The sequence below is a fragment of the Peptacetobacter sp. AB845 genome, from assembly GCF_047528295.1.
Classification (GTDB): domain Bacteria; phylum Bacillota; class Clostridia; order Peptostreptococcales; family Peptostreptococcaceae; genus Peptacetobacter.
The window spans coordinates 573467-591622 of the sequence record NZ_CP180001.1 but is presented as its reverse complement, the minus strand read 5'-3'; the positions used below and the strand labels follow the sequence as shown (position 1 = coordinate 591622).

Annotated in this window: 17 protein-coding genes; all 17 read right to left on the bottom strand. The window is 32.1% G+C overall.

What is annotated here, in order from left to right:
* Positions 1 to 7: 7 nt before the first annotated feature.
* The 17 genes from murA to cdaA all read right to left on the bottom strand — a co-directional run bounded on the left by murA (position 8) and on the right by cdaA (position 17874).
* Positions 8 to 1258, bottom strand: coding sequence for a UDP-N-acetylglucosamine 1-carboxyvinyltransferase (gene murA, locus ACK2WO_RS03095; protein ID WP_178411320.1), 1251 nt, complete (start codon positions 1256 to 1258; stop codon positions 8 to 10).
* A 390-nt stretch (positions 1259 to 1648) separates the two neighbouring features.
* On the bottom strand, positions 1649 to 2425 hold the full coding sequence (locus tag ACK2WO_RS03090) for a rhodanese-like domain-containing protein (RefSeq protein WP_414698307.1): 777 nt from the start codon (positions 2423 to 2425) through the stop codon (positions 1649 to 1651).
* 316 nt (positions 2426 to 2741) lie between these two features.
* Positions 2742 to 3131 (bottom strand): DUF956 family protein, encoded by a 390-nt coding sequence (locus ACK2WO_RS03085; protein WP_006438935.1) that lies wholly within the window; start codon positions 3129 to 3131, stop codon positions 2742 to 2744.
* Positions 3132 to 3216: 85 nt separating this feature from the next.
* Complete coding sequence (locus tag ACK2WO_RS03080) at positions 3217 to 4134, bottom strand: mannose/fructose/sorbose PTS transporter subunit IID (protein WP_178411448.1); 918 nt, start codon at positions 4132 to 4134, stop codon at positions 3217 to 3219.
* A gap of 21 nt (positions 4135 to 4155) precedes the next feature.
* Positions 4156 to 4971, bottom strand: coding sequence for a PTS mannose/fructose/sorbose transporter subunit IIC (locus tag ACK2WO_RS03075; protein ID WP_178411449.1), 816 nt, complete (start codon positions 4969 to 4971; stop codon positions 4156 to 4158).
* Positions 4972 to 4992: 21 nt separating this feature from the next.
* Entirely contained in the window at positions 4993 to 5976 is a 984-nt protein-coding gene (locus tag ACK2WO_RS03070; RefSeq protein ID WP_414698306.1) for a mannose/fructose/sorbose PTS transporter subunit IIA, read from the bottom strand.
* A 425-nt stretch (positions 5977 to 6401) separates the two neighbouring features.
* On the bottom strand, positions 6402 to 8228 hold the full coding sequence (gene glmS / locus ACK2WO_RS03065) for a glutamine--fructose-6-phosphate transaminase (isomerizing) (protein WP_414698305.1): 1827 nt from the start codon (positions 8226 to 8228) through the stop codon (positions 6402 to 6404).
* A 260-nt stretch (positions 8229 to 8488) separates the two neighbouring features.
* On the bottom strand, positions 8489 to 9835 hold the full coding sequence (gene glmM, locus ACK2WO_RS03060) for a phosphoglucosamine mutase (RefSeq protein ID WP_178411452.1): 1347 nt from the start codon (positions 9833 to 9835) through the stop codon (positions 8489 to 8491).
* Between the two features lie 352 nt (positions 9836 to 10187).
* The gene (locus ACK2WO_RS03055; protein WP_414698304.1) at positions 10188 to 10730 is read right to left on the bottom strand and encodes a 2-oxoacid:acceptor oxidoreductase family protein; all 543 of its coding nucleotides are present in this window, start codon (positions 10728 to 10730) and stop codon (positions 10188 to 10190) included.
* Positions 10731 to 11489: a thiamine pyrophosphate-dependent enzyme gene (locus ACK2WO_RS03050; protein WP_118549024.1), complete on the bottom strand. Its 759-nt coding sequence runs from the start codon at positions 11487 to 11489 to the stop codon at positions 10731 to 10733.
* Positions 11489 to 12553 carry a 3-methyl-2-oxobutanoate dehydrogenase subunit VorB gene (locus tag ACK2WO_RS03045; protein ID WP_178411454.1) on the bottom strand — a complete coding sequence of 355 codons (1065 nt, stop codon included), beginning with the start codon at positions 12551 to 12553 and terminating at the stop codon, positions 11489 to 11491. Before ACK2WO_RS03045 ends, ACK2WO_RS03050 begins: the two co-directional genes overlap by 1 nt.
* A gap of 33 nt (positions 12554 to 12586) precedes the next feature.
* On the bottom strand, positions 12587 to 12802 hold the full coding sequence (locus tag ACK2WO_RS03040) for a 4Fe-4S binding protein (protein WP_178411455.1): 216 nt from the start codon (positions 12800 to 12802) through the stop codon (positions 12587 to 12589).
* A 42-nt stretch (positions 12803 to 12844) separates the two neighbouring features.
* Positions 12845 to 13525: an ATP-binding protein gene (locus ACK2WO_RS03035; RefSeq protein WP_178411456.1), complete on the bottom strand. Its 681-nt coding sequence runs from the start codon at positions 13523 to 13525 to the stop codon at positions 12845 to 12847.
* Positions 13515 to 14594 (bottom strand): butyrate kinase, encoded by a 1080-nt coding sequence (buk, locus tag ACK2WO_RS03030; RefSeq protein ID WP_006438924.1) that lies wholly within the window; start codon positions 14592 to 14594, stop codon positions 13515 to 13517. Before buk ends, ACK2WO_RS03035 begins: the two co-directional genes overlap by 11 nt.
* Positions 14595 to 14726: 132 nt before the next feature.
* Positions 14727 to 15635 carry a phosphate butyryltransferase gene (gene ptb / locus ACK2WO_RS03025; RefSeq protein WP_178411457.1) on the bottom strand — a complete coding sequence of 303 codons (909 nt, stop codon included), beginning with the start codon at positions 15633 to 15635 and terminating at the stop codon, positions 14727 to 14729.
* 503 nt (positions 15636 to 16138) lie between these two features.
* Positions 16139 to 17038 carry a YbbR-like domain-containing protein gene (locus ACK2WO_RS03020; protein ID WP_414698303.1) on the bottom strand — a complete coding sequence of 300 codons (900 nt, stop codon included), beginning with the start codon at positions 17036 to 17038 and terminating at the stop codon, positions 16139 to 16141.
* Positions 17035 to 17874, bottom strand: coding sequence for a diadenylate cyclase CdaA (cdaA, locus tag ACK2WO_RS03015; protein ID WP_006438921.1), 840 nt, complete (start codon positions 17872 to 17874; stop codon positions 17035 to 17037). The genes ACK2WO_RS03020 and cdaA overlap by 4 nt, the downstream gene beginning before the upstream one ends.
* Between the last annotated feature and the right edge of the window lie 282 nt (positions 17875 to 18156).

Below are 18156 nucleotides of genomic sequence, written 5' to 3'. Positions count from 1 at the left end.
CAAAATACTATTCTACTATTTCTATATTTCCACCTAAAGCTCTTATTTTTTTGTCTATATCCACGTAACCTCTCTGTATGTGGTATATTTCACCTATCTGAGTTTCACCTTCTGCTATAAGTCCACATAATATAAGTGCTGCACCAGCTCTTAAATCAGTTGCATTAACTTTAGCTCCGTATAATTTGTCAACTCCATTTACTATTGCACTTCTTCCTTCTATTTTTATGTCTGCTCCCATTCTGTTAAATTCAGCAACGTGCATAAATCTATTTTCAAATACAGTTTCTATAACAACTGCTGTACCATTAGCTATTGTAAGCATTGCCATAAACTGTGCCTGAACATCTGTTGGGAATCCAGGATGTGGAAGTGTTTTTATATCTATTGGTTTTAATACTTCTGGTCCTATTACTCTAACCGCATTTTCCATTTCGATTATTTCACATCCAGTTTCTCTTAATTTCGCTATTATTGGTTTTAAGTGTTCCATAAGTACGTTTTCCACAGTTATATCACCTTTTGTCATAGCTGCTGCAACCATATAAGTAGCTGCTTCTATTCTATCAGGTATTACTGTGTGTTCAGCACCTTTTAAAGATTCAACACCTTTTATTTTTATTGTATTTGTTCCTGCACCTTTAACGTTTGCTCCCATTTCATTTAAGAAGTTAGCTAAGTCTACTATTTCTGGCTCTTCTGCTGCATTTTCTATTATAGTTGTTCCTTCTGCTAATGCTGCAGCCATCATTATGTTTTCTGTAGCTCCTACTGATGGGAAATCAAGGTATAATTTATTTCCTGTTAATTTTTCTGTCTTCGCTTCAACGAATCCATGATCTATTTCTACTTCTGCTCCTAGTGATTTAAATCCTTTTAGATGTAAGTCTATTGGTCTTGTTCCTATAGCACATCCTCCTGGCATAGATATTTTTGTATGATTAAATCTAGCAAGTAAAGGACCCATTACTAAGAATGAAGCTCTCATTTTTCTTACTAATTCGTATGGTGCTTCACAAGTTGTTATATTGCTAGCATCTACTGTTAAAGTTGTTCCTTCATATGTTACCTCAGCTCCTAGATGTCTTAAAAGATCTGATATAACATGAACGTCTCTAAGATTTGGAACACCCTTTAATACTGATTTTCCATCTGCAAGTAATGTTGCTGCTATTATTGGTAATACGGCATTTTTTGCTCCGTCTATTTTAACTGTACCTCTTAAAGGTGCACTTTTTTTAACGATTATTTTTGGCATATTATTTTCTCCTCTAACTTATTTCTCTATTTAAAATTAGCTATCTATCTTTTTTTATCTATTCTATCTATCGCTTATATTTTTATATTTATCTCTCTATATATATTGAATACATTTTTAAATATGTTTTTATATTTATTTTTATCGTATTCTTTATTATATAATAATTCTCTAAAAATTTCATTACTATACCATAGTTTGTAACTTTTTTTAATTAGTCGAATTAATCGAAAAATTTGAATCATTTAATCATTTATTTTTTAAACCAAATTTTTCAGACCTTATCAATTATATCACTTTATGTAAACTTTATGAAGAGAATAACAAAAAAAAGACTGTATTTTTATAAATACAGTCTTTTCTAAAAAACAATCTATTATTTTATTTTAATTATTCACCTTTAACTAAAGCGTATTCGTACTGTTTAACACCGTCTGCATTGTAAACATCTGTAAATCCATTGTCCACTAAGAACTGTGCTAATTTTCCACTCTTATTTCCTGAGTTGCAGTATACTATTACTTTTTTGTCTTTGTACTGTTCTAATTCACCTAATTTATCTTTAGCTTCATCAACGAATACATTTATAGCACCATCTATATGTCCTTTTGCGAAGTCTTTAGCATCTCTTGCATCTATTACTACAGTGTTAGCAGTATCTTTCATTGCTTCTACTACTTCATCACCTTTCATAGTTTTAACTTCTGCTTTTTCTGCTTTAGGTTCTTCTTTCCCTTGAACTAATTCATATTCATACTGTTTAACACCATCTGCATTAGAAACATCAGTAAATCCGTTGTCTACTAATAACTGTGCTAATTTTCCTGATTTTTTACCAGAGTTGCAGTATACTATTACTTTTTTGTCTTTGTACTGTTCAAGATCACCAAGTTTAGATTCAGCTTCGTCTACAAAAACATTTAATGCTCCTTTTATATGTCCAGCTTCGTATTCAGAAGCATCTCTAGCATCTATTACTACAGTATTAGCATCTTTCATTGCTTCTACTACTTCATCACCTTTTATAGTTTTAACTTCTGCTTTAGCCTGTTCCTGTTTAGCTTCTTCTTTTGGTGCTTCTTCCTGTTTGCTGCATCCAACAGCACCTATAGATAATACTAATGCTGCACCTATTGCTAGAACTTTAAATTTTTTGTTTAATTTCATTGTGTATCCCTACCTTCCTTAGTTGATATGAGTTCTTGTTTTCATTATACCATATAAAAAGCTTTTTTTATGTTTTTACTTTTTTTAACTTATAGTTAATAACTATATTATACTATCTATGTATAGTTTTAATAAATAAAATTTTACTTTAGTTTTTTATAAGTAATACTTATATTCCTTGTATATTTGATGTGTAATTATTTATATAGATTTTTATATTAATATATATGTTTAATTTTCATGATATTATTTTTATACAAAATCATACTTTTAAACATAAAAAAAAGTGTATTTTCATACACTCTAATTTATTTCTTTATTTTTCATTTTTGTCTTTTATTCTAAATAATCTCTTTAACCCACGCCCAATTACCTGGAAGAAAGTTAAGGATTTTAGTAATTTGTCTGATTCTATATATTTATTTACAGCTCTTAAAGTAGCTTTATTATCTCTTGTAGAAAAGCTGTATGTTCCATTTTCTTTTGTAACTATTGCAAAACGAGATATCCATTTTCCACGAAAACTTACAGAACCTAATACATGATCTACCTCTGTCCAAGGAATCTGAATATAATCATTTACATTTTTTTCATTATAGAATTCAAACGCTTTATCACCAATCATTACATTTCCGTAGCTAGTTAAACCTAAGAATGATGTCGCAGGTACTGTATAGTCTACCTTTGTATTCATTGATTGAGCCATAAAACACCCTCCTAAAAAATCTTATATTTAAAGAAAAAGCTCAGATAACTGAGCTTTTCCTTTAAATATATTTGAAAATATTTAATTACATTATACCTAATAAGTGAGCACCTATACCAACTATGAATAATGCTATGATTATTACTATTGGAGATACATTTTTCTTTAATAACTTACAGCATAATAATGTTAATAATAAAGCTGCAAGTCCAGGTATTAACTGGTCTAAGTTACCCTGTAATGTAGTAGTTTTAACTACATCTAGAGCATTTCCACCTAATGAGTTATACATTGTAAGTGCCTGTTTTATACCTTCTGTTCCAGCTGGTAAGCTAGCCCAATCTATGTAAGCACCTTCAGACTGTGTAACCTGAGAAACTATTGGAGTAAATGATATACTTACCCAACGCTGAACTAGAGAACCTATTATGAACATACCAAGTATTGAAGCTCCCTGAGTTATTTTTCCTAATAATCCACCAGATAAATCCTGTGCTATTGAGTTACCAACTTTGTATCCGAATTCCTGAGTGTACCATAAGAAAGCCATACGGATTATGTTCCATGCTAAGAAGAATATTAGTGGACCAACTATGTTTCCACCTAATGCTAATGAAGCACCTAATGCTCCAAGTATTGGTCTTAGAGTGAACCAGAATACTGGGTCACCAACCCCTGCTAGAGGTCCCATCATACCAACTTTAACACCCTGTATTGCCTGGTCGTTAACTTCAGCACCATTAGCTCTTTCTTCTTCAAGTGCTAATGTAACCCCTATAACTGGAGCTGATACGTAAGGATGTGTATTGTAGAATTCCATGTGTCTTTTTAAAGCAGCAATCTGGTCTTCTTTATTTGTATATAATTTTTTGATAGCTGGTATCATTGAATAACACCATCCACCATTCTGCATACGTTCATAGTTCCAAGAACCCTGAAGGAACTGATGACGCCAAGCAACAGACATACGATCTTTTTTAGTTAATGATTTTCTTTCTGCCATTTTTCTTTTCCTCCTTCAAGATTAATATTCATTTAATATATCGCCAAGTGGATCTCCAGAACCACCATTTCCATTACCGCCGTTTCCAGCACTTTCTTTTAGTCCTAAGTATAATAGAGCTAAAGATACACCTATTACACCAAGAGCTATAAGTGTTAACTGGTTTATAGCAGCTAGAACAAATCCTAGAGCGAAGAATGGCCATGTTTCTTTTGTTGACATCATGTTTATAACCATTGCATACCCAACAGCGGCAACCATTCCACCACCGATTGTCATACCTGTTGCTAACCATTCAGGCATTGAGTTTAATGCACCTGTTACAACTGATGCTGGTACGAAACATAAAGCTGCAGCTGGTATAGCTATTCTTACACCCTGAAGTAATATAGCTATTATGTGCCACATTTCCATTTTTCTCATGTTTGCTTCTTCAGCAGCAGCATCCATGAAATGAACTATTGGTATAGATAATGTACGAACTATCATAGTTAAGAATAAACCTGCTACTGATAGTGGTATAGCAACTGCTATAGAAGTAGATATTGCAGTCTGAACATTAGTAGTTCCACCATTTAAACCTAATACCATTATTATTGCAGAAGCAACTGATGCTAAAGCAGCATCTGGTGCAACTGCTGCACCAACGTTTGCCCATCCAAGAGCTATCATCTGTAATGAACCACCAAGGATAACACCCTCAGTTAAATGTCCACTTACTAATCCTATTAATGTACATGCCACTAGAGGCTGATGGAACTGGAATTCATCTAGAACCCCTTCCATACCTGCTAGCAAGGCAACAACAATTATTAAAAGTACTGTTATCATTGACATAACTTTATATCCTCCTCGCCTTTATGCTTTTGCTAATTCAGCTTTTGCTTTTTTAAGAAGATCATCGATATTTTCTCCAGATTCACTTGGAACCTTACGAACATCAAATTTTATTCCCATATCTTTTAATTCTTCTATTGTTTCTATATCTTTTGCGTCCATAGCTATTGCTTTATTTGCAACAACTTTACCTACAGAGTGAGCCATAGAACCTAAGTTTAGTTCTTTAACTTCAACTCCACCTTTTATTGCTCTTAAAGCATCCTGTGGTGTTTCGAATAATAACATTGCTTCAGTATTTCCAAAACGAGTATCTTTCTGAACTTTTATCATTTTGTCGATTGGAACAACGTTTGCTTTAACCCCAGGAGGAGCCGCCTGTTCTATCATTTTTTTACGTAAATCGTCATGAGCAACAGAATCTGAAACTACGATTATACGATTTGGTTTTGTTGTTTTTGTCCAAGTTGTAGCAACCTGTCCATGTAATAAACGTGTGTCTATACGAGCTAACACGTATTTTATTTTTCCGTCACCTATTACTGTTCCTTCTGGTATTGCACCACCAACAGTTACCTGAGCTGGAGCAGCTTCTTCTTTTTTAGGTTCTAAAGATTCAGGACAAACTTTTATTCCTTCTCTTCCAGCACCTACTATATAAGCTGCTATTTCATGAGCAGTATCCATAGATAGACGTGCACCATATGCTTCTACAAGCATTGGTAAGTTAAGACCAGTAACTATAGCCCATTTTTCGTGTCCTTCAACAAGTCCTGTAGCCTGATTGAATGGTGTTCCACTCCATAAGTCTACTAAGAATAATACTTCTTCAGGATTTTCGAATGTAGCAATAGCTTCTTCCATCTTAGCTTTTAAATCGTTTGGTCCTTCACTTGGCTGTAAAGTAACAGCTTTGACATCCTGCTGTTCACCGAATATCATTGATACTGACTGTAGTATCCCGTTAGCGAAGTCACCATGACTAGCAAGAACAATTCCTACCATATCTCTTTTCCTCCATCCATTAATTTTTATATTTCCGAGTTTTTTTGATAGAGAAGACAAATTATCATCATAAAATTGCATTTTAAACCAACCTCTTAAAGTTAAAAATATCACAATTCGATTAATATAATAGCTTTCACTACTTAAAGTAGTACATTGTATTCTCTTCCCGAAACTCTTTAAATACATTATACATTATATAGAACATTAAAAAATTTTTCAACAATTATTTGACAAACTAAATTTGTTATGAAAATAGGATAACCTTTATCCACTTTAATTTCAAATAAAAAAAAGCTATGTATACTTTTTATTTACAAAGTTTACATAGCTTTACTTTATATTTTTATTTATTATTTTTATTACTAAATTATTTTTTCATTTTATTTATCAAAATTAACTAATGAATAGATTTTTTCAATACATTATTCAACTGTAACTGATTTAGCTAGGTTTCTTGGTTTATCTACATCAAGACCTTTCATTGTAGATACATAATAAGCTAATAACTGCATTGGAACAACTGCAACTATCGGAACCAACATGTCATCACAGTTTGGTATATATATTACCTCATCAGAAACTTTTTCTACACTTTTATTATGTTCCTGAGCTATTGATGCAACAAAGGCACCTCTTGCTTTTACTTCCTGCATATTTGATACCATTTTTTCAAATAATTTTTCCTGTGTTGCTACAGATATTACTGGAGTACCTTCTTCTATAAGGGCTATTGTTCCGTGTTTTAATTCTCCAGCAGCAAATGCTTCTGAATGTATATACGAAACTTCTTTTAATTTTAGAGAACCTTCCATAGCTAGTGAGTAGTCAACTCCTCTACCAAGGAAAAATACATGTTCTTTTGAAACTATTTTTTCTGCAATTTCTTTTATTTTATCTTGGTTGTCTATCACATTTTGAATTTTTTCAGGAAGCTTTTTCATTTTTTCTATAGTTTCTAGATATTCTTCTTTAGTTATTGTTCCTTTTTCAAGAGCAAAGTTTAGAGCTATCATATATAAAGAAGTTATCTGAGTAGTGTACGCTTTTGTTGATGCAACTGCTATTTCAGGACCAGCCCAAGTATAGAATACTTCATCTGCTTCTCTTGATATTGATGAACCTACTACATTTGTTACCGCAAGTATTTTAGCACCTTTAGCTTTTGAATCTCTTAACACCGCTAGAGTATCCGCAGTTTCTCCAGACTGACTCACTAGTATTACTAAAGAATGTTCATCTACAAAATTGTCGCTATATCTAAATTCTGAAGCTATATCTGTTATTACCGGCACTTTTAAGTATTTTTCAAGTGCATTTTTTCCAAGTAATCCAGCATGGTATGCAGTACCACAAGCAACTATATATATTCTATTTATATTATCTAAGTCTTCTTTAGTTAAATGGATTCCATCTAATACTATGTTTCCATTTTCATCTATTCTTCTTTCAAGTGTATTTTTAACACCTTCTGGCTGTTCATTTATTTCTTTAAGCATGAAACAATCATATCCACCTTTTGAAGCAGCTTCTATATCCCATTTTACATCGTATATTTCTTTTTCAACAGGATTTCTTTCTGCGTCGTATATTTTAAGTTCATCGCCTTTTATATGAACAACTTCTCCATTTTCAAGGAAGTATACTTTTCTAGTATATTTTAAAAGTGCTGGTATATCTGAAGCTATAAAGTTTTCTCCTTCTCCAACACCTGCTATAAGAGGACTGTCTTTTCTCACAGCTACTAATTCATCTTCATTATCTTTGCATATAACTCCTAATGCATAAGCACCTCTTAATCTAACTACTGTCTTATAAACAGCGTCAAGAAGATTTCCTTCATAGTATTTGTCTACTAAGTGAGCTATTACTTCTGTATCTGTTTCTGATCTGAATTCTACTCCATCTTCTTTTAATTCTTCCTTTAATTCCATATAGTTTTCTATTATCCCATTGTGGACAACTGCTATTGTTTTGTCCATATTGAAATGAGGATGAGAGTTTACATCTGATGGTTCTCCATGAGTTGCCCATCTTGTATGACCTATTCCTAGGTGACCTTTCATTTCATTTTTTTCAATGTCTTCTGCAAGTACAGCAAGTCTACCCTTGAATTTTCTGATTTCTAATTCACCGTCATTGCATACAGCAACCCCAGCTGAATCATAACCTCTGTACTCTAATTTTGATAGTCCATCAACTATCACCTCTGATGCATTTTTAGTACCTAAGTACCCAACTATTCCACACATATTTCTGTGCCTCCTAAAAATTATTTATAATATATATTTTTAGAAGTAGTGATAAAAAAATTATTTACTCAAATTTCCCTTTGTACAAAGAATCACTTCTAAGTTTTGAAGAAATTTTACGATGGTAAATACACCGCAGAGCACCCGCCGAATATTCGATTAACTCTGACCTCGTCAACTTGAAATTATATTCAATTTACAAGTTCTGGCGCTAAAAACAGAAGCGGAAACAAATAGTTTCCGCATCCGTAATTTTACAACTAAGCAAGTTTTTCTTTTATAAGTTCTGCAAGATTAGTTGCTAATTCCTTTATCTGTTCTACTTCTTTACCCTCTAACATTACTCTTACAAGAGGTTCTGTTCCTGATGGTCTTATAAGAACTCTTCCTTCTCCATCAAGAAGCTTTTCTATTCTTTCTATTTCAGCTTTAACCTCTGGGAATTCCATATATCTATTTTTATTTTCATTTTTAACCTTAGCATTTATAAGTACCTGAGGATACTGTTCCATAACAGATGCTAATTCAGAAAGAGTTTTTCCTTCTTCTGCTATTATTCCTGATAATACAAGTGAACTTAATGTACCATCTCCAGTTGTATTATTGTCTAAGAATATTAAGTGTCCAGACTGTTCTCCACCAAGAACATATCCTTCTTTTAGCATTTCTTCCATTACGTATCTATCCCCTACTTTTGTTATAGCAAGGTCTATATCATTTTCTTTTGCTGCTATTTTTAGACCTATGTTAGTCATTACAGTAACAACAAGAGTATTTTTAGCAAGTTTACCTTTTTTCTTTAAGTTTATAGCGCTTAGTATCATTATTCTATCGCCATCAACTATATTACCTTTTTCATCTACAGCTATTAATCTATCTGCATCTCCATCATATGCAAGACCGTAGTCTGCACCTTCTTCAACCACAACTTTCTGTAAATTTTCTGGATGAGTTGATCCACATTTATCGTTTATGTTTGTTCCGTCTGGTTCAGCAGCTATAGCTATTACTTCAGCCCCTAATCTTCTATATGCTTCTGGAGCTACTTTTGAAGCTGCACCATTTGCACAATCTAGAACTATTTTTTTACCAGTTAGGTCAACTCCCGCAGATTCTATTAGGAAGTCTATATATTCATTCTGAGCTTCGTGTTTGTGTATTCTTTTTCCAACTTCTGTTCCTGTTGGATTTGCATCTACTGCATCTATATCATCTATGTATTTTTCTATTTCTAATTCTATATTGTCGTCTAATTTGAATCCATCTTTATTGAAGAATTTTATTCCGTTAAACTCAACTGGATTGTGTGAAGCAGATATTACAACACCACAGTCAGCGTTATATCTTCTTGTTAGATATGCAACTGCAGGTGTAGGTATAACACCAACTGTTATTACATCACATCCAACTGACATAAGACCTGATATTAAAGCAGCTTCTAACATATCTCCTGATATTCTAGTATCTTTACCAACTACAACCTTTACTCTATGGTCTCCTTTTGCAAGGACGTATCCACCTGCTCTACCTAATTTGTATGCAAGATTACAATCAAGTTCTGTGTTTGCTACTCCTCTTACTCCATCTGTTCCAAAATATTTTCTCATACTTTTCTCCCTTTCTCGGTATAAAATTAAATCCCTATTAAGTTTAATTAACCCATTATTTTATAGTCTCTTAAATCTTACTAATTAATGTGTTCCTTACTTATTTTGATATTTATTTTATTTTTTTAAACATTCTTTTTACTTAATTAAATATTTATAATTTAAATCTACATCTATTAATATTTCTATTTATAAACGTTATCTTTTTACATAAGACTATTTTATTACTTATCTATAAAAAACTCAATAGAAATATTTTTAATTCATTTTTAATTCAATTAAAAAAGAAAGCCGTTGAATAATCAACGGCTTTCAAATCTATGATAATTTATTTTTACCTAAACAAAATTTATTATTTTGTAGCTTCTATACCTTTTTCTAATGCTGATCTATTTAATGGTATGAATTTAGCTTTTCTTTCTCCGAAAACTTTTTTGAATGCTTCTAATACAGAATCAACTTCAACAGTTCCTGATACTCCAAGGTAAGCACCTAGCATTATCATATTAGCAACTTTAGGGTTTCCTAATTCAGCTGCTATATCATTTGCTGGTACATAGTAAACATCTACGTCATCTCTTTCAACTTTTTCTTTTATTAAAGAAGAGTTTACTAATATTTTTCCTCCAGGTATAACATCGTTCTGGAATTTGTGGAATGCTGGTAAGTTCATTAATATAGCTGCTGTAGCATCATCAGTTATTAATGGAGAACCAACTTCGTGATCAGATACTGTTACCGCACAGTTAGCAGTACCTCCACGCATTTCTGGTCCATAAGATGGTAACCAAGAAACTTCTTTATTTTCTAGCATTCCTGCATAAGTTAGTAACTGTCCCATAGACATAACACCCTGGCCTCCGAAGCCTGCACATATTACTCTAGCTGTAGACATTTACTTCACCTCCTGTTCATCAAGATCTATATCTTTAAAGTTTCCTAAAGGATAGTATGGTATCATGTTATCTCTTAACCACTGTAATGCATCTGGTGCAGTTTTACCCCAGTTTGTTGGGCAAGTAGATAATACTTCAACTATAGAGAATCCTTTTCCAGCTAACTGAACCTGGAAAGCTTTCTTTATAGCTTTTTTAGCTGCTCTTACGTGTGCAGGAGTATCAACAGTTACTCTTTCTACGAATACAGCACCTTCTATTGTAGCTAACATTTCAGATATTCTTAAAGAGAATCCATTTATTTCTGGATTTCTACCATCCTGGCAAGTTGTAGCTTTCTGTCCAACTAATGTTGTAGGAGCCATCTGTCCACCAGTCATACCATATATAGCATTGTTTACGAATATAGTAGTTATTTTTTCTCCTCTGTTTGCAGCATGTACTATTTCTGCAGCACCTATAGATGCTAAGTCACCATCTCCCTGATAAGTGAATACTACTTTGTCAGGCTGGCATCTTTTTATTCCTGTTGCACAAGCTGGAGCTCTACCGTGAGCAGCTTCCTGTGTATCACAGTTGAAGTAGTTATATGCTAAAACTGAACATCCAACTGGAACAACACCTATAGTGTCACCTAAAACACCTAATTCTTCTAAAACTTCAGCTACTAATCTGTGGATTATACCATGAGTACATCCTGGACAGTAGTGAGTCTGGACTTCCTGAAGCCCTTTAGTTCTTTCAAATACAACAGCCATTATTTAGCACCTCCTGAAAGTATTTCTTTTGCAAGTCTTGTTAAATCTTTTGGTAGTGGAACCATACCACCTGGTCTACCATGGAAGTGAACTGGTAATTTACATTCACATGCAAGTTTAACGTCTTCTATCATCTGTCCCATAGACATTTCTACAACGAATAAATCTTTAGCATTAGGTATTTTTGTAAATGCTTCATTTGGGAATGGCCATAAAACTTTAGGTCTTATTAAACCAACTTTTAATCCTTCTGCTCTTAAATCATCAACTGCATTTTTAACAACTCTTGAAGTAGTTCCGTAAGCAACGAATACTAATTCAGCATCTTCTGTATGATACATTTCATACTGAACTTCATTAGCTTCCATAGCTTTGAATTTTTCATTTAAATGCCAGCAGTGTTCTTCTAGAACTTCTGGTGATAAGTATAAAGAGTTTATAACATTTGGTTTTCTCTGTCCTTTAGTACCAGTTGTAGCCCAGTCTTTTGGAGGTAATTCTCTTTTTCTTTCTGGAGCTTTAAATTCTACTGGTTCCATCATCTGTCCTATCATACCATCAGCCATAACCATTACTGGTGTTCTGTAGTAATCCGCAACATCAAATGCTTCCTGTATCATATCAACTGCTTCCTGAACTGTAGCTGGAGCGAATACTGGAGTTCTGTAGTCTCCGTTTCCTCCTCCTCTAGTTGACATATAGTAGTCTGCCTGAGATGGCTGTATACTTCCTAGTCCTGGGCCACCTCTCATTACGTTTAGTATAACGCATGGTACTTCAGCACCAACTGCATATGTTATACCTTCCTGTTTAAGTGCAACACCTGGTGAAGATGAAGAAGTCATAACTCTAACTCCTGATCCTCCTGCACCGTAAACCATATTTATAGCAGCAACTTCAGATTCAGACTGAACGAATGCTCCACCTATTTTTGGTAATTCTCTTGATAAATATTCTGGTAATTCACTCTGTGGAGTTATTGGGTAACCGAAGAAATATTTACATCCAGCTTCTATAGCTGCTCTACCAAACGCTTCGTTACCTTTCATAAGTATCTTAGCCATTAAAATTCCCCCCTATGATTATTTATTAAATAATTAGTCTCTTTCTACAGTTATAACTACGTCTGGGCACATCATTGCACAGCTAGCACAACCTATACATTTTTCCATTTCTATTACTCTAGCAGGGTTATATCCCTTTTCATTTGTTGTTTCAGTGTCTAGTGATATTATTTTCATTGGACATACTTCTACACACAATCCACAACCTTTACAGTACTTTTGATCAAAAGATACTCTTCCTTTAGCCATTTGCTTAAGCCTCCTTAAACTATCATTTTATTTGAAACCAGACTACATCATCCAGTCGTCTCTCATATATAGATCTATTGGAAGTATTTCTCCTTCCAATCCTTCTGGAAGCTGGCTTGCAACTTCTCTTAAACAAGCTACATATTTAATAGGTATGTTTCTCGCCTTAGAAACTTCTCTTGAAACTTCCTGTCCTTTTAATACATCTTCAACTGTAGTAGCTTTCAGCATATGAGTATTGTTTATAAGTCCAGTTACTTTCAACTGAGATGATGCTTCTATTTCGTCTATATACTCCATAACTTCTTCAGCAGTCTGAGTTCTTTCTCTGTTAGCATTGACAACGAAGAATAAATCATATTCGTCGTCAGGGATTGAGCCACGGAATCTTGCTATTACCCTAGCTCCTACTTTATCTCCACCTAAATCGATAACATACTGATAAGATTTATCGTTCATTGGAGCTGTAACTTCAGCAGATACAGCTGGTAAATCTAAACTTGGTGCATCTACTGAACTATCTATAGGGTGTATACCCATAGCTTTCATTTCTTCTTTTCTTTCTCTTGATCTGAAGTAAACATTTACTACGTCAAGATCTGCAAGTGCTACTTTATCTTCTGTTTCTTTTCTTAGCTGTACGACATAGTTAACGGCAACTTCACTTTTACCACTACCATAGTGGCCAGTTATTATTCTTATTCTTTTATCTTTATTTACCATATACTAAAGCCTCTTCTTCTCCATTAAGAACTCTTAGTCCACCCTGAGCTAAAGCTATCATTTCATCTTCTCCTGGATAAACTTTAACTTCTGCGATGAAGCCAACTCTTTCTGATATTTCTTTAGTGAATGATTTTGAATAAGCTATACCACCTGTTAATAATACAGCATCTACGTTACCTTTTAATACAGCTGCACATGCACCTATCTCTTTAGCTACCTGATATGCCATTGCGTCATATACAAGTTTAGCTTTTTCATTTCCTGCTTCTATCATTTCTTCAACTTCTCTTGCATCGTTAGTGTTTAGATAAGAAACAAGTCCTGCACTACCTTTTATTTTTTTCTTCATATCATCTAATGTATATTCTCCACTGAAGCACATTTTTATTAAGCTTCCTACTGGTAGTCCACCAGATCTTTCTGGAGAGAATGGTCCTTCACCATCTAATGCATTAGCAACATCTATAACTCTACCTTTTTCATGAGCTCCTACAGATATTCCTCCACCCATATGAGCTACTATTAGGTTAACATCTTCGTATGATTTTCCAACTTCTTTAGCATATCTTCTTGCTATTGCTTTCTGATTTAAAGCGTGGAATATACTTGTTCTTTCTATATCAGCCATTCCTGATATTCTAGCTACATCCTGTAATTCATCAACAACAACAGGGTCTACTATGAAAGAAGGTACTCCTACTTCATCACCTATCTGTTTAGCTATTATTCCACCAAGGTTAGAAGCGTGTTCTCCTGAAACACCAACTCTTAAGTCTTCTACCATATCAGCATTAACTGCATAAGTTCCACCTTTTATAGGTTTTAAAAGACCACCTCTACCAACAACAGCGTCTAATTCAGATGTTTTCACTCCACCTTCAGCTAAAGCGTCTTCTATAACACCTTTACGGAATTCGAACTGATCTGCTATTTTGTCGTATTTCCCTATTTCTTCTGAAGAGTGTCTAAGTGTTTTTTCAAATACTAGTGATTCATCATCGAAAACAGCTATTTTTGTAGATGTTGAACCTGGGTTAATAGTTAATATTCTATTTACTTTACTCATGTAGTTTTTACCTCCTGTAAAATTTAAAAACCTATTGTCTAATAAATTAATTAAAAAATATCAAATTTAAGCTAATTTGTAGCTTTTATACAATCTAAAATATTTTTTATTTTAGAGTTAATCAAATTTAAATTATTTTGCAGTTTTAGCTGCCATAAGAACTCCAAGTGCTATAGAGTTCAGTTTAGTTTCTTCTGTATCTGCTCTTGAAGTAAGTATTACTGGTGCTTTTGCCCCAACTATCACACCTGCATTTTTAGCCTGTGCAAAGAATACCATTGATTTGTAAAGAACATTACCAGCTTCTATATCTGGAACTAATAGTATATCAGCTTTTCCTGCACCTGGATGATTAACACCTTTGTGTGCTGCTGCTTCTTCTGAAACTGCATTATCTAGTGCAAATGGTCCACCTACTACACAACCAGTTATTTCACCTTTTTCACACATTTCCTGAAGTTCTGCTGCTTCAACTGTATCTTTCATTTTTGGATTTACTTTTTCTTTTGCACATAAGCATGCAACATTTGGTACTTCTATATCTAATGCATGTGCAACATCAACAGCATTTTCTATTATCTGTTTTTTAGCTGCAACATCTGGAGCTAAGTTCATAGCTGCATCAGTGATGAAGAATAATCTATCGAATCCATTAACATCAAATACTGCAACATGGCTTAATACTTTTCCAGTTCTTAAACCTATTTCTTTATCTAATACGGCTTTAAGAACTATTGATGTATCAACTATTCCTTTCATTACCATATCAGCTTTTCCTGATGAAACAAGTTCAACAGCTTTTCTTGATGCTTCTACTAAATCTTCTATATTTATTAATTCATAATTAGCTAAATCTATTCCTAATTCTTTTGCTATAACTTCTGTTTTAGCAACATCCCCAACTAATATAGCATTTGCTATGCCTTCTTTTCTTGCCATTTCAACTGCAAGTAAAACTTCTTTATCCTGGCAGCAAGCAACTGATATTGTTTTAGGTCCTCTTTCTTTTGCAAATTTTATAACTTCTTCAAAGTTTCTCATAAACTCCACCTCGTAGTAGTATTTTTTATTTGTATATCATAATTATATTATACTCTATTAATAAAATAAAATAAATCGTTTTCCAGTTATGTGTAATTTTATTTCTTAACAGAATATGTCTTCCAAAATACATTATATATTTATAATATCTCTAAAATAAATAAGTTGCAATAAAAATATAAATTTAACAAAAATAAATTTATATTTCATTGCAACTTCATTTTCATATAGTTCTAATTTTATATTTTTTGTTCTTATTTCTTTATTTTATTAAATACACTTCGCTTTTATTATTTTTATTTTCAGAAAATTTATTATTAAAGCTTTTTTATTAAATCTTTATTTTTTGAATTTTTACACATAATCGCTTTTTTATTAAATGTTAATATTCAACTTTTAAAGCCCTTTTCGTTATTTATGTATCAAATTTTTCATGAATATATAAATACATATATTTTCATCATTATTATTTATTTGTATATCACTTTTGCAATAAATTATTTTTATCTTTCTATATTCACTCTTATTTTTTCATCATCACATTTAATTCCTGCAGGAATTGTCAACTTTAATTCAACAATTTTTTTATCCTTAAGCTCATCTACATTAAGCTTTTCTGTCTCTATGTATTTTATATTTTTTATATCACTTTCTTTACCTACTATAGTTACATCTTTCTTGCTTAATTCATAATTTAAAGGTTCATCTTCATTATCAAGAGCAACCTTTACAGGAACTGATTTAGAAGCTAACATTTTTATGTATAAATTCACATAATTATTATTCATTTTTATTCCATTTACTTCCTTATCTTTTGAATCTACAGGAATAAGTCTAACTCTTTTAGTTATAGTTTTATTATTTTCGGCTTTTATAGAATCAACTTTACCAACAACTTTTTTAACTTTACTCATCTGACTTCTAGGACCTGATATATTTACATATTCATCCTCTAAATTAACTGACTCTATATTTTCTTTGTCCTTATCATTAATACTTAGTGATATTTTATATTCTTTGCTTATTTTTTTCTCTAAGTTTATAATTATTGTACTTTGAGTAAACTCATGGCTTACCCTTTCAGACATATTAGCCCTTAAATAAACCTCATTTTTCCCTTCTATGGGATTATCAATTTCTCCATATACCTTTATATCTTCTTTATCTACATTTTTTACATTAGATAATTTACCACTTACATTCATACTACACAGTAAAGATTCATCTGGATAAACAACTAAATCTTTTTCATCTACCTCATCTAAATTACTTACTGTTACTGGTATATCCTCTATTAATTTTGTATCTTCTGGATCAACTATCGCTATTACATACATCCACAACGCTATTGCACTAAAGAGCGCAATCAACTTTACTTTTGTATTATTTTTTAGTCTCATCATTTAAATAATCCTCCTATAAAAGAGCTTTTTTCTTCTTTTTTAGCCTGAAGATTATGAGATAGTATACTCTTCATTCTTTCTTTTGTAATATCTCTATATAATTTACCTGATTTTGCTATAGAAACTCCCCCTGTTTCCTCTGAAACTATAAGTGTTAGGCAGTCAGATACCTCACTAACCCCTACACCAGCTCTATGTCTTGTACCTAAATCTTTACTTAAATCCTTGCTCTGTGTCAAAGGTAAAAAACATGCAGCTGCTTTGATTTTTGACTCCCTTACAACAACTGCTCCATCATGTAATGGAGTGTTTGGTATAAATATATTTACTAATAACTGTCTTGAGATTTCAGAGTCTAGTATAGTACCTGTATTTATTATATCATTTAACTTAGTTTCTCTTTCCATAACGATTAAAGCACCTATTTTTTGTCTAGCTAGTGAATATAATGCTTCTACAATTTCATCTATTACATGATTAAATTTCTCTTCAGATACACCAGATTGCTTCTGGAATATTTTTAATTTTGTTCTCCCTATATGTTCTAGACCAGCTCTTAATTCTGGCTGGAATATAATGAAAGGAAGTATAAATCCAACTTCTAAAGATTTTACTAATAACCAGTAAATTGTATGTAATTTAAATATTTTACTTGCACCAGTTGCAACAAGTAATATTAAAAGTCCTTTTAAAACCTGTTCTGCTCTTGTATCTTTTATAAACATAAATATTTTATAGAATAAATATGTTACTATTGCTATATCAAGTATATCGTTAATACCCATCTGGTATATCATATCTAAAAATTCTCCAACAAAAGAACCAAAATCTAACATTTCTCTTCCTCCTTATATTTTTATTTATATTAAAAATATTTTAATTTATCATATCATTTCAACATCAATTTCTTACATTAAATATTATACTATATATAAGAATTAAAATACACAAATTATTTATATCATAAATAACTTATCAATTTCTTTATTAATGCTAAATTCATTTTTAATTTATTTTTATATTTTTATAAAGTTTTTATTATTTCATTCCAATTTAAATTTATTATTTATTTTTAAAGAGGCATATTAAATATTTTATAGATTATAAGTATAAATTGT

What these genes read in the sequence shown, in the direction of transcription:
- ACK2WO_RS03035 (WP_178411456.1), bottom strand. Translation starts at nt 13,525, where the DNA reads ATGGTAAATAAAGATAAAAGAATAAGAATAATAACTGGCCACTATGGT.
- ACK2WO_RS03050 (WP_118549024.1), bottom strand. Translation starts at nt 11,489, where the DNA reads ATGGCTGTTGTATTTGAAAGAACTAAAGGGCTTCAGGAAGTCCAGACT.
- ptb (WP_178411457.1), bottom strand. Translation starts at nt 15,635, where the DNA reads ATGAGAAACTTTGAAGAAGTTATAAAATTTGCAAAAGAAAGAGGACCT.
- ACK2WO_RS03070 (WP_414698306.1), bottom strand. Translation starts at nt 5,976, where the DNA reads ATGGTAGGAATTGTTCTTGCTAGTCATGGTGACTTCGCTAACGGGATA.
- buk (WP_006438924.1), bottom strand. Translation starts at nt 14,594, where the DNA reads ATGAGTAAAGTAAATAGAATATTAACTATTAACCCAGGTTCAACATCT.
- ACK2WO_RS03085 (WP_006438935.1), bottom strand. Translation starts at nt 3,131, where the DNA reads ATGGCTCAATCAATGAATACAAAGGTAGACTATACAGTACCTGCGACA.
- ACK2WO_RS03040 (WP_178411455.1), bottom strand. Translation starts at nt 12,802, where the DNA reads ATGGCTAAAGGAAGAGTATCTTTTGATCAAAAGTACTGTAAAGGTTGT.
- ACK2WO_RS03055 (WP_414698304.1), bottom strand. Translation starts at nt 10,730, where the DNA reads ATGTCTACAGCTAGAGTAATATGTGCAGGCTTCGGAGGCCAGGGTGTT.
- murA (WP_178411320.1), bottom strand. Translation starts at nt 1,258, where the DNA reads ATGCCAAAAATAATCGTTAAAAAAAGTGCACCTTTAAGAGGTACAGTT.
- ACK2WO_RS03045 (WP_178411454.1), bottom strand. Translation starts at nt 12,553, where the DNA reads ATGGCTAAGATACTTATGAAAGGTAACGAAGCGTTTGGTAGAGCAGCT.
- ACK2WO_RS03020 (WP_414698303.1), bottom strand. Translation starts at nt 17,038, where the DNA reads ATGATGAGACTAAAAAATAATACAAAAGTAAAGTTGATTGCGCTCTTT.
- glmM (WP_178411452.1), bottom strand. Translation starts at nt 9,835, where the DNA reads ATGAGAAAATATTTTGGAACAGATGGAGTAAGAGGAGTAGCAAACACA.
- ACK2WO_RS03080 (WP_178411448.1), bottom strand. Translation starts at nt 4,134, where the DNA reads ATGGCAGAAAGAAAATCATTAACTAAAAAAGATCGTATGTCTGTTGCT.
- ACK2WO_RS03090 (WP_414698307.1), bottom strand. Translation starts at nt 2,425, where the DNA reads ATGAAATTAAACAAAAAATTTAAAGTTCTAGCAATAGGTGCAGCATTA.
- ACK2WO_RS03075 (WP_178411449.1), bottom strand. Translation starts at nt 4,971, where the DNA reads ATGTCAATGATAACAGTACTTTTAATAATTGTTGTTGCCTTGCTAGCA.
- cdaA (WP_006438921.1), bottom strand. Translation starts at nt 17,874, where the DNA reads ATGTTAGATTTTGGTTCTTTTGTTGGAGAATTTTTAGATATGATATAC.
- glmS (WP_414698305.1), bottom strand. Translation starts at nt 8,228, where the DNA reads ATGTGTGGAATAGTTGGGTACTTAGGTACTAAAAATGCATCAGAGGTG.